We start from the raw sequence: 11842 nt of genomic DNA on the forward strand, positions 1-11842 counted from the left end.
TCCCTGGGTTTTCGATCCCTGGGTTTTCAAGCCTTGGGGCCTTATGCGGCGCCTCGTGCGGCGTATGGCCCGCATCAGTCATGAGAGATCTCCGGAAAGCCGATGCTGTCTTTGCGTGTTCTCATTCTCGGCGGTGCCGGCGAGGCGGCCGAGCTCGGCCGCCGCCTTGCCGGCGATGCGCGTTTCGCGCCGGTGCTGTCGTTCGCCGGCCGTACCCGCGCGCCGAGCCTGCCGCCGATCCCGTATCGCATCGGCGGCTTCGGCGGCGTTGAGGGCCTCGTGCAGTGGATGTCCGAGCACCAATGTGATGCGCTGGTCTGCGCCACGCATCCGTTCGCCGGGCAGATGCGCCGCCATGCGGTCGAAGCCGCTCGCCGCGGCGGCCGGCCGCTGCTGATGCTGGAACGGCCGGCCTGGGTGCCGGCGGCGGGCGATCGCTGGATCGAGGTGGCCGACATGGCCGCGGCGGCGCGAGCGCTCGGCGACAAGCCGCGGCGCGTGCTGCTCACCATCGGTCAGAAGGATCTGGCGCCGTTCCGCGCGGCGCCGCAGCACAGCTATGTCATCCGCAGCATCGAGCGGCCCTCGGCCGAGAGCTTGCCGCCCCATGCCGAACTGATCAGCGCCCGCGGGCCGTTTACGGCAGCGGATGAACGCGCGCTGTTGCTCGCGGGCCGCATCGAGGCGCTGGTGACCAAGAATTCCGGCGGTGCCGCGACCGCGGCCAAGCTCGCCGCGGCGTGCGAACTCGGCGTCGACGTGGTGATGGTGCAGCGGCCGCCGGCGCCGGACCTCGACGGCGCTGACGTCGACGTCGCAACGGATGCGGCGGGCGCGCTGGCATGGCTGGTGGCGCGTCATGACGAGGCCTCCAGGCGCCGCGGCGTGTAGAGCCAGGCTTCGCCCGATGGCTTTTCCAGCCGCCGCGTCTGCACTGATCCGATCAGGACGAGCGTGCTCATGTCCGCAGTCTCCGCCTCCGCGGATTTCAGCTCCGTGACCAGGATCCGCTCGTCCGGCCGGCTCACCGCCCGCGCAAAGGCGACCGGGGTGGTCGGCGGCAGGATCTCGCGCAGGGCATCGAAGGCGGCGCCGAGCTGCCAGGGGCGCGCCCGCGAAATCGGATTGTAGAGCGCGATGACGAAGCCGGCTTTGGCGCTTGCCGTCAGGCGCTGCAGGACGACGTCCCAGGGTTTCAGATTGTCGGACAGCGACAGCGCGCAGAAGTCATGACCGAGCGGCGCGCCGAGCCGCGCGGCGGCGGCGAACATTGCCGAGATCCCGGGCACGACCTCGACCTCCAGCTCGCGCCAGGCCGGTTCGCCGTGTTCGATCGCCTCGAATACCGCGCTTGCCATGGCGAAGACGCCGGGATCGCCCGACGACACCACGGCGACGGTCCGGCCTGCGGCGGCCAGTGCCAGCGCCTGCCGGGCCCGCTCGATCTCCTGGCGATTGTCGGAGGCATGCCGGCGCAGGCCTTCGCGCTCGGGCACGCGCGCGACGTAAGGAAGATAGCCGAAGACGTCGCTCGCCGCCCCAAGCGCTTCCGCGGCACGCGGCGTCAGCAGCGCCTCGTCGCCCGGTCCGAGACCGATGATGAAGATCCTGCCTGTCATCGCGGCCTCTGCCGTCCGGGGACCAGCACCAGCGAGAAGTAGGAGGCCTTGTCCTCCTCCAGCCGCGCCAGCGGCACGATCCGTTCGTCGCCCATGGTGCCCCGCTCGACGAACATCGCGCGGTTCAGCAGGCCGGCCGCGCGTAGCGCGCGCCGGATCTTCTCGAGATTGCGCCCGACCTTCATGATCACCGCGGCGTCGACGGCTTTCAGGCGCTCGATCATGGTGTCTTCATCGAGCGTTCCCGGCAGCACGCAGAACACGTCGTCGCCGTGGCAGATCGGGATGCGCGCCTGCGCCCAGCAGCCGCTCATCCCGGTGACCCCGGGGATCACCTCGTGGGCGTAGTCGCGCGCCAGGCGATCGAACAGATACATCGACGAGCCGTAGAAGAACGGATCGCCTTCGCTCAGCAGGGCCACTTCGAGCCCGCGGTCGAGCCGGTCGGCCAGCGTGCTCGCCGCGCTCTCGTAGAATTGCGCCATCTCGGCGAGATATCTCGGATCGTCCAGCGCCACCTCGGTGGTGAAGGGATAGACGAGGCGAAGCTGTTCGGCGGCGGGATTGAGCGCGCCTTCGACGATGGTGCGGGCATGGCCCGGCCGCCCCGCCTTGGCGAAGAAGGCGACGACATCGGCCGAGCCGAGAATCCGCGCCGCCTTCAGCGTCAGGAGCTCGGGGTCGCCCGGGCCGACACCGACCACCCGCAACGCGCCGCGATGGCGGACTGCGCCGGTCATTCGTTGTCGCTCGCCAGGGCATTGACCGCCGCCGAAGCCATGGCGCTGCCGCCCTTGCGGCCGTCGACGATCAGGAAGGGAACGGCTTTCGACAGCGCCAGGGCGGTCTTGGATTCGGCGGCGCCGACGAAGCCGACCGGCATGCCGATCACCGCGGCGGGCGGCGTGGCGCCGGCCTCGATCAGCTCCAGCAGGCGGAACAGCGCCGTGGGCGCATTGCCGATCGCCACCAGCGATCCGGCGAGGTGCTCGCGCCACAGCTCCAGCGCCGCGGCGGAGCGGGTGAGGCCGAGACGTTGTGCGATCGACGGCGTTTGTGATGCACGCAGGGTGCAGATGACGGCGTTGTCCGCCGGCAGGCGCGCGCGGGTGATGCCATGGGCGACCATCTCGGAGTCGCACAGGATCGGCGCGCCGCCCTTGAGCGCGGCGTGGGCCTTCGGCGCGAAGTCGTCGGAGAATCTCAGGTCGGCCGCGACCTCCACCATGCCGCAGGCATGAATGACGCGCACGGCGACGCGCTCCTCGAGCGGCGCAAAACGCGTCAGATCGGCCTCGGCGCGGATGGTGGCGAACGACTGCCGGTAGATGGCGGCGCCGTCGCGGATATAGTCGAAGGAAGCGGTCATGAATGGGCCGGGAGGTTGTCGGTCAGGTAATGGATGGCCTCGGCGAGACTGAGCCCGCGCAGGATCGGGGTGTCGGCGGCGCGACCATGGCGGATCAGGTCGTAGCCCTGCGGTCCGGCGCTCAGGGTGGTCGCCGCCGCGGCCGGATGGGCGCATCCCTTGGAGCAGCCGGAGACGTGAACGCCGGCCGCGAGCCAGGCGGGCCGCAGGCGCGCGAGATCTTCGGCGTCGGTGCGGGTCGGCGCGTAGGCGCTCGCGCAGGCCGGCCGGCCGGGGCAGGCGACGATGGATAGGCGCGGATCGTCGGGCGCGACGATGAAACCTGCCTGCGCCGCGGCCGCCGCGAGGCGCGGCGCTTCGCCTGCCGCAACCTTGGGGATCTGCAGCGCGCGCCAGGGCGTGGTGCGCAGGACGCCGGCGCCATGACGCTCGGCGAGAGCCGCGGCGGCGAGCAGCGTGGAGGCGTCAATGCTGCCGAATGGTGCGCCGAGGCCGAAGCTTTCGGTCGCCTCGCCGGACCAGCCGACCAGCGGGCAGGCCGCGGGGCGCGGTTGAGCGGGTTCCGGCGTCGCGGCCAGTCCGGCTTGCGCCAGGATCGCCTGCGCGCCGACGCGCGCGACGAGGTTGCGCATCCGTTGCGGCGGCGCCGCGGCGCGCTGCGCCAGCGCCAGGACGGCCGCCGTCAGCCGGGCAAGGGCGGCGGCCGGCGTCGTCGTCAGGGTCGCGGCCGAGCCGCCGTCCAGTTCGATGCGCCAGCCGTCGTCCTGCGCCACGCAGCGGATATCGGCGCCGAGCGGCGGCGACGGCGAGCGTGCGCTGTCGACGGCGAAGCCGAATTTCGGCGGCAGCGCCGCAAGTTCGCCGGTCTCTTCGAGCCAGCGCTCGATCGCCGCGGCCACCGCGATCTCGCGCGCTTGCGCAAACGGCGTCAGCAGGACGTTGCGCCGCCGCTCGCCGCCGGCATCGGCGCTGGCGAGGCCGGCATCGACGATCGCCGCGGCGAACCCGGCGGTGCCCTCCGGCGCGATGCCGCGGATCTGGATGCCGCCGCGATTGGTCAATTCCAGCCGACCCGAACCGTAGCGCGTCGCCGCGGCGGCGATGCTGCGGGCGGCCGCGGCGCTGACTTCGCCGAGCGGCGGCTTGACCCGGCCGAGCAGGCCGTCGCCGGTCGGCATCGGCGTGTAGGCCGTCGGGCACCAGCCCTTGGTGGTCGGCGGCACCGGCATCGGCAATGCGCTCTGGTCGGTCATGGCTCCTCGCTCAGTCGGGCGACGGCGCTGTTGCGCCGGGGCCGCCACAGGTCGCGCGCAAGGGCTTCACGAAAGCGGCGAACCATGGCGCTGCGCGCCGCCGGGTTGGCGTCGCGGAGAAAGCCATCGATCGCGGGATCGCCCAGCGTGGCGTCGAACATCAGCTCGAACTGGCCATCGAGCCGTTCCGGCAGGGTGGCGGCGAAGGCATAGAGCGCCTCGACCGCCTTGGCGATTTCGGCGGCGCCGCGATAGTCGTGGCGCATCATGCCGGCGAGCCAGGCCGGGTTGGCGGCGCGGCCGCGAACGATGCGGGCGATCTCGTCCTTGAGCGGGCGGATCTTCGGCGCGTCGGGGCGCGAGGTATCGGCGTGGTAGAGCGCCGGGCTCGCCGACAGGCTCTTCGCCGCGGCGGCGAAGCCGCCTTCGTGGGCGGCGAAATCGCCGCCGTCGAGCAGGTCGATCTCGGCATAATCCTGGCTGTGCACGAAGGCTTCGGCACCCTTCACCCGCCGCGCGAAGCCGTCGCGATCGGCGGTGCCTTCGAGGCCGGCGCCATAGGCGAAGCCGGAGGCCGACAGATACGAGGCGCCGAGCTCGTCACCGATGGCGAAGCTCCCGCTCTCCACCAGCGCGCTGACGCCGGCGCCGTAGGCGCCCGGCGCCGCCCCGTAGACGCGGGTGGTGGCGGCGCGCAGGGGCTCGCCCGCAAGGCCGCGTGCCGCGGCGGCAACGCCGTTCCAGTCGGCGCCTTCGTCGCGTTCGGCGATGGCGCGGACGGCGCTGTCGAACAGCATGATCTGGGCCTCGAAGGCGTCGCGGAACAGGCCCGAGATACGCAACGTGACGTCGACCCGCGGCCGGTCGAGTTCGGCGAGGGTGAGGATCTCGATGCCGCTGACCCGCGCCGAGCCGGTGTCCCAGACCGGCCGCGCCCCCATCAGGATCAGGGCCAGCGCCAGATCCTCGCCGCCGGTGCGCAGCGTGGTGCTGCCCCACAGATCCAGCACCAGCGTGCGCGGCCAGTCGCCGTGGTCCTGCAGATGGCGGCGCAGCAGCTCCCTCGCCGCCTTTTCGGCGAGCGCCATCGCGGACCTCGTCGGCACCGCGCGGGGATCGATGGCGTAGAGGTTGCGGCCGGTCGGCAGGGCGTCGGCGCGACCGCGGGTCGGTGCGCCGGCGGGCCCGGGCGCGACGAAGCGGCCGTCGAGCGCGGCGAGCAGCGCCTCGCGCTCGGCGCCCGCGCTGGCGTCGAGCCTGGCCTCCAGCCGCTCGCGCGCGACCCCTGGATTGGACTGGTGCAGCGCCTGCAGCAGGGCGCTGCGCCGCTCTTCGCCGGGCTCACGGCCGAAGACATGGAGCCCGTCGCGGATCTGCAGATCCTTGACGTCGCAAAGATAGGCGTCGAGCCGCGCCAGCGCCTCATCCTCGACGGCATCGTTGGCGGAGCCGCTCTCCGCGAGCAGGCCGCTCGCCCCGGCGCGCTGCAGGATCTCCCGGCGCAGCAAGGCGGTGCGGCGCCGGTCGAGGCCGTCGGCGGCGGCGTATTCGTCGATCAGCCGTTCGATCTCGGCGGCCGGCCCCTGCAGCCCGGCGGATTTCAGCGCCGGCGTCAGATGGCTCAGCATCACCGCGCCGAGCCGTCGCTTGGCGGCGGCGGCTTCGCCCGGGTTGTTGACGACGAACGGGTAGATCACCGGCATGCCGCCGGTCAGTGCGGCCGGGAAGCACGCCGGCGACAGCGCCGCGGCCTTGCCCGGCAGCCATTCGAGCGTGCCATGGGCGCCGAGATGGACGAGGGCGTGAAGGCGCTCGCGCTCGCGCAGCCACAGGTAGAACGCGACGTAGAGATGGCGCGGCGGCAGGTCGGCGTCGTGATAGGAGGTCTTGTGCCCGTGCGGGTCGGCGCGCGGCGGCTGGATCGCGATCAGCAGATGGCCGCGGCGCAGGAAGGGCAGCGCGAAGGCGCCGTCGCAGACGGCGGAATCGTCCGCCGCGGCGCCCCAGCGCGCCGTGACCTGGTCGCGCAGCGCCGCCGGCAGGCCGGCGAACAGCGCCTCGTAGTCGCCGAGCGCGAGGAACGGCGCGGCTGTGGCGTCCTTCAGGACCGATGAAGCCGGCGCTTCGGCCGCGCCGCAATCGTAACCGGCATCGCGCAGCAGGGTCTCGATGGCGTCGATGCTGGCGAAGGTGTCGAGGCCGACGGCATGGCCGCGCTGGCCTCCCGCGCCCGGATAATCCGACAGCACGACGCCGAGCCGCCGCTCGGCCGGCGGTGTCTCGCCGAGCCGCACCCAGCCGGCGGCGCGGTCGGCGGCGAGCGCGATCATCTCCGGATGCGGACGGTGCGCCCTGCCGACGAATTCGAGTTCGGGTGCGGCCGCCGCCTCGGCCTTGAACGAAATCGCGGTGGTCGAGAGCCGACCGTCGAGTTCGGGCAGCACGACCTGCATCGACAGGTCCGCGGGGGCGAGGCCGCGCGACGAATTGGCCCAGGCCTGCGCGGTCGAGCCGGCGAGAATGAGCTGCAGCACCGGCACGCCCGCGGTGTCGAGCGGCGAGGCGCCATCATCATCGTCGCGGCGGGCGGAAAATCCGGTGGCGTTGAGCACGATGGCGGGATGCCAGGCGGCGAGGGTGCCGGCCACGAAGGCTGCGGCGTCGCCCGCCTTCAGACTGCCGACATAGAGGGCGCGGACCGCAAGCCCGCGCTGCTGCAAGGCTTCAGCCAGGGCTTCGATCGGCGCGACGTCGGCGGCCAGAAGATGCGAGCGATAGAACACCACGACGGCCAGCGGCGCGCCGCTCGTCCGCATGCCGGGGATGTCGTGGATCCCGAACGCAGGCATCGGCACCAGCGGGCCGATGTTCGCTTCGGCGAGGCCGGCGGCAGCGGCGGCGAGCCGCAATGCCGAGGTGGTGTTGTCGAGGCCGCCTTCGCGCAGATAGCCGTCGAGTTCGGTCAGCAGCCGCGGCTGTGCCGTCGAGAGTGCCGCGAGCCGCGGATCGGGACGGCCGTCGCCGGGCAGCAGCGCCAGGATGGTGCCGGCGCCGCGGCAGGCCGCGGCGAGCTCCTCGGCGCCGTAGCGCCAGTAATCGAGTCCGCCGATCAGGCGCACCACGACGACCTTGGCCGCGGCGATCACCTGCTCGACATAGAGGTCCACCGACATCGGATGGCGCAGGCGCGACAGGTTGGCGAGCCGCAGCGACGGGCGGTCGGCGCCGAGCCGCGACCAGGCGGCGGCCGCCGCCGCGAGATCGGTGTCCGAGAACGACAGCAGCACCATGTCGGCCGGGCTCTGGCCGAGATCTTCGGCGACCTCGGCTTCGTCCAGCGTATGCTGCTCCCGGACCAGCAGATGCATGAGGTCAGCCCAACGCTCCGGCCTCGATCACCCCGGCCGCGATGCCGGCGCGGTCGAGACCGTTGCGGCCGATGACCACGAGGTGCCCGTGGCGCGGCTCGCCGGCATTCCAGGGACGATCGAAATGATGGCGGAAGCGGGCGCCGACGCCTTGCAGCTCGAGGCGCAGCGGCCGGCCGGCGACGGCGACAAAGCCCTTGATGCGCAGGATGTCGTGCTGCTCGACGACGCTCTTGAGCCGCTCGACGAGGCTCTCCGGTCTTGCAATCTCCGGCATGGCCACCACGAAGCTCTCGAAATCGTCGTGCTCGTGGTCCGGCGCGTCGTCGTGATGCGACGGCCGGGCGGCGAGATCGGCTTCGGCCGCGGCGTTGAGACCGAACAGCGTGGCGAGGTCGATCTTGCTCTCGCGCGCCGCGACCACCTTGACGGCGCGCGGCAGCCTGGCGGCGATCTCGCGGGCGAGCGCCTCGACCTGTTCCGGCGCGAGCAGGTCGGTCTTGTTCAGGATGACGAGATCGGCGGCGAAGAGCTGGTCCTCGTAGACCTCGGCCAGCGGATTGTCGTGGTCGAGGGTCTCGATCTCCGCGCGCTGGGTGGCGACGGCGGCCGGATCGTCGGCGAAGCGCCCGGCGGCGACGGCGGGGCCGTCGATCACCGCGACGACGCCGTCGACCGTCAGCCGCGACCGCAGCGATGGCCAGCTGAACGCCTTGAGCAGCGGCTTGGGCAGCGCCAGGCCCGAGGTTTCGATCAGGATGTGCTCGGGCGGCTGCGGCCGCTCCATCAGCGCTTCGATGGCCGGGACGAACTCGTCGGCCACGGTGCAGCACAGGCAGCCATTGGCGAGTTCGACGATGTCGGTCTCGGCGCAGGCCTGGAGGCCGCAGCTCCTGATGGTCTCGCCGTCGACGCCCCGGCTGCCGAATTCGTTGACGATCACGGCGAGCCGCCGTCCGGCGGCGCCCTCCATGATATGGCGCAGCAGCGTGGTCTTGCCGGCGCCGAGGAAGCCGGTGATGATCGTCACCGGCGTTTTCGTGGCGTGGAGTTTGTCGGTCATGAGGCTCCGTCCGGTGGCGGCGTGAGCGGGGGAAAGCGGCCGAGCATGGCGTCCTGCAGCGAGGCCGGCCGCCGGGAGGGCAGCACCGCACCCGATTTCGAGTCGCGGTAGATGCGCAGGTAGGTCAGCACGTCATTGAGCTTGCTGTCGTCGAGGTGACCGAGCAGGTAGCTCCATTTGCCGGGCGTGGAGACGGCGGCCGCGCAGCCGCGCTGGCAGGAGACGAGGCAGGTCACTTCCTTCAGCTCGATCCAGTCGCCGTCGCCGCGCTCGCGCAAGGCGCGGGCGAATTGCTGATGGAGTCGCCGCCCGGCCGGCGCCATGCCGTCGCGCTCGGCTTCCCCGGCGCGGCAGGTGACGCAGACATGCAGGCTGACGGTCTGGCCTTCGGCCATCGGCGGACTTTCCCAAATGGCCTGGCGTCAAACGCCTGAGGCCGGATCAGTGGGACGCCGACTGCCCCTGGGGATCAGGGTGAGGTGTAAGATACACAGCCGCCACCGGGGCGCCCCGCCCGGTACCGCAGTCTTCCTTTGATGGCAGGTCTCCTGGCTCGCGGATCAGTCGCGTTCGTCCGTCTTCCCAGGAGCGAACTCCCAGTGACCATGAGACAAAACGCTTTCCGCTTACAGTTGCGGGGGCAGCCGCCGCCTTGGAGCCGATTGGCTCCTCACGGTGTTCCCTCTTTAACCATCCTCACGGACGGACCATCGGCCGGCACTATGATCTGCGGGGACGGTCGATGTCAATCAGGCGGCCCCACCGGGCGGATTGACCAGGTGGCGCATGCCATCGAAGCGCGCAGCTTCTCGGCAGGCCTGCAGCCCGTCTCGACGCCATCGGCGCAATCGGGAGCGTGCGATGCTTTGATGTCGCAGGACGGTCGGGCAGGTCATCGTATGATCTGGATGATGTGCGTGCCGCCGGCCGCGCGCTTGACGATCATCGATTCGCGATCGATCCCGCGCCCTTGTGGTGACAACGCTTAGCGCGTTCATCCTTTGTTATCGATGTCAGAACTTGGACGCCTCGAGGCGATACAACCAGTGCTGGCAATCTCCCGGAATTTATAGTTCATCAAAGCTTTGTCGCGATTTTGTTCCCGAAGCCGCCAGGTCGGCGCTGCGGGATCGGGGATGCCGGGGTATCTGAGCTCCTATTTATCGAGGCTGTTCGCCGGCGATCTGGCGGCCTTCGGCGGACCGCCGACGGACGAGACGGTCGCCGGCCATATTCGGGCCGAACAGGTCTCGCTGGTGCTTCGCTATTCGCCCGGCATCATGCTGGCCAACGCCTGCAACGCGGCGGTGCTGGCCATCGCCCTGTGGCCCTCGCCGGACCGATTCCCTGCCCTGGTCTGGGCTGCTGTCGTCGGTTGCGGCACGCTCATCGTCGGACTGAAGGCCTTTTCGTCGCGACGGATCGCCAAGCCGCAGTTCGTCTCCCGCGGCACCATGCACCGGCTGGTGCGCAATGCGTTCATTCTCGGCCTCGCCTGGGCGGTCGTGCCGGCGGCGTTCTTCGCCGACGCCTCGAACGGCGGCCAGATCGTGATCACCTGCCTTTGTGCCGGAATGCTGGCGGGCGGCGCGCTCGCTTTTGCCACGATCCCGGTGGCAGCGATTGCGTTCACGACGCCGATCTTTCTGGGGACGGCGATCTGCATCGGCGGCGCCGGCGATTTCGTCTACCTGCTGGTCGCCATCCTGGTCGTGGTTTATGGATCCGTGCTGCTGCGCGGCATCTTCGCCAACGCGTTCGAATTCACCCAACGCCTCATCTCCCAGCTCGAAGCCGAGAAGATCGTCCGGCGGGACGCCCTGACGCATCTGCCGAACCGCTTCGCCTTCAACGAAAGCCTTGAAGGCGCGTTGCGCCGGCAGGCGCGCTCGGGCGAGGAGTTCGCCATCCTCCTGCTCGATCTCGATCGCTTCAAGGAGGTGAACGACAGGTTCGGTCACCCGGCGGGAGACGAATATCTCGTCCAGGTCGCGGCGCGGCTGCAGCGATGCACCCGGGAGAACGAACACGTCGCCCGCATCGGCGGCGACGAATTCGCGCTGATCATGGCCAATCTGACGGCGGCGGAGGAAGCCTTCGAAATCGCCGAGCGTTTCGTCGCGACCTTCGCCGATCCGTTCCTCATCGATGGCTGTGAGATCATCGGCGCCACCAGCATCGGAATCGTGCTGGCGCCGCGCGACGGCAATACGTCCCACGACCTGTTCAAACGAGCCGACGTCGCGCTCTATCGCGCCAAGAAGGCGGGCCCTGGAACCGTCTGCTTCTTCGAGGCCGCCGACGACAGGTCGGCGCGGGATCGCAGGGCACTGCAACGCGATCTCGAAGGGGCGATCGAAAGAAACGAGCTGTTTCTCGTCTATCAGCCGTTTCTCGACCTCCGCGAAGACCGCGTCACCGGCTTCGAGGCGCTGCTGCGCTGGCGGCATCCCGAACGCGGGCTGGTGCCGCCAAGCGAGTTCATCCCGATCGCCGAGGAGACCGGACTGATCCATCCGATCGGCGAGTGGGTCGTCCGGCGCGCCTGCGCCGCGCTCTCGACCTGGCCGGCCGACATCCGGGTCGCGGTGAATTTCTCCGCAGTCCAGTTCCACAATCCCGGCATTCTGCAGTCGATCGTGCATGCCCTCGCCGACGCCGGCGTGCGCCCTGACCGGCTTGAAGTCGAAATCACCGAATCGATGCTGATCTCGAAATACGGATCGGCCTCGTCGATCCTGAACGCGCTTCTGCAGTTGGGCGTCACGGTGGCCCTCGACGACTTCGGCACGGGATTTTCGTCGCTGACCTATCTGCGAAGATTGCCCTTCAGCCGCATCAAGATCGACCAGTCCTTCATCCGCGACATGCTGGTTCAGCCGGACTGCGCGGCGATCGTCAAGTCCGTGATCGGATTGGCGCGGGACCTGCGGATCAGCGTGGTGGCTGAAGGCGTCGAAACCGCCGAGCAGCTCGAGTCGCTGCGCCAGGCCAACTGCGACGAGGTCCAGGGCTACCTGATCGGTCGGCCGGTCGCGGCCGACCGGATCCTTGGGCTGCTCGCCGGGCAGAACCGGTCGTCGGCACCCGCAAGCCTTGAACCCCTCCCAAGATGCGGGGTAGATGTTGTGCTGGTAGCTTAAATCCAGCCAGGTGCTGCGTGTCCGAGC

Annotated in this window: 9 protein-coding genes and 1 riboswitch; of the genes, 2 read left to right on the forward strand and 7 right to left on the reverse strand. The window is 70.3% G+C overall.

What is annotated here, in order from left to right; translation table 11 throughout:
• The first annotated feature begins 102 nt into the window (after positions 1–102).
• Positions 103–891: a cobalt-precorrin-6A reductase gene (locus DB459_RS12165; protein ID WP_253713115.1), complete on the forward strand. Its 789-nt coding sequence runs from the start codon at positions 103–105 to the stop codon at positions 889–891.
• Here DB459_RS12165 and cobJ read toward each other — a convergent pair.
• Genes cobJ through DB459_RS12200 form a run of 7 tightly spaced genes read right to left on the reverse strand, consistent with a single transcriptional unit; the run spans position 858 to position 9067 of the window.
• Entirely contained in the window at positions 858–1619 is a 762-nt protein-coding gene (gene cobJ / locus DB459_RS12170) for a precorrin-3B C(17)-methyltransferase (RefSeq protein ID WP_253713116.1), read from the reverse strand. The two genes, DB459_RS12165 and cobJ, sit on opposite strands and share 34 nt — an antisense overlap.
• Positions 1616–2359 carry a precorrin-2 C(20)-methyltransferase gene (locus tag DB459_RS12175; protein WP_253713117.1) on the reverse strand — a complete coding sequence of 248 codons (744 nt, stop codon included), beginning with the start codon at positions 2357–2359 and terminating at the stop codon, positions 1616–1618. The genes cobJ and DB459_RS12175 overlap by 4 nt, the downstream gene beginning before the upstream one ends.
• A complete protein-coding gene (locus DB459_RS12180; RefSeq protein WP_253713118.1) occupies positions 2356–2988 on the reverse strand; it encodes a precorrin-8X methylmutase in 633 nt (210 codons plus the stop codon). Before DB459_RS12180 ends, DB459_RS12175 begins: the two co-directional genes overlap by 4 nt.
• Positions 2985–4241, reverse strand: coding sequence for a precorrin-3B synthase (gene cobG / locus DB459_RS12185; RefSeq protein ID WP_253713119.1), 1257 nt, complete (start codon positions 4239–4241; stop codon positions 2985–2987). Before cobG ends, DB459_RS12180 begins: the two co-directional genes overlap by 4 nt.
• Complete coding sequence (gene cobN / locus DB459_RS12190) at positions 4238–7609, reverse strand: cobaltochelatase subunit CobN (protein WP_253713120.1); 3372 nt, start codon at positions 7607–7609, stop codon at positions 4238–4240. The genes cobG and cobN overlap by 4 nt, the downstream gene beginning before the upstream one ends.
• Before the next feature lie 4 nt (positions 7610–7613).
• Positions 7614–8672, reverse strand: coding sequence for a cobalamin biosynthesis protein CobW (cobW, locus tag DB459_RS12195; protein ID WP_253713121.1), 1059 nt, complete (start codon positions 8670–8672; stop codon positions 7614–7616).
• Positions 8669–9067, reverse strand: a complete 399-nt coding sequence (locus DB459_RS12200) for a DUF1636 domain-containing protein (RefSeq protein ID WP_253713122.1) — start codon at positions 9065–9067, stop codon at positions 8669–8671. The genes cobW and DB459_RS12200 overlap by 4 nt, the downstream gene beginning before the upstream one ends.
• A gap of 125 nt (positions 9068–9192) precedes the next feature.
• A riboswitch (cobalamin riboswitch) is annotated at positions 9193–9399 on the reverse strand.
• 409 nt (positions 9400–9808) lie between these two features.
• Here DB459_RS12200 and DB459_RS12205 point away from each other — a divergent pair.
• A complete protein-coding gene (locus DB459_RS12205; protein ID WP_253713123.1) occupies positions 9809–11815 on the forward strand; it encodes a bifunctional diguanylate cyclase/phosphodiesterase in 2007 nt (668 codons plus the stop codon).
• Positions 11816–11842 lie beyond the last annotated feature (27 nt).

The sequence above is a fragment of the Bradyrhizobium sp. WD16 genome, from assembly GCF_024181725.1.
Lineage (GTDB): Bacteria > Pseudomonadota > Alphaproteobacteria > Rhizobiales > Xanthobacteraceae > Bradyrhizobium_A.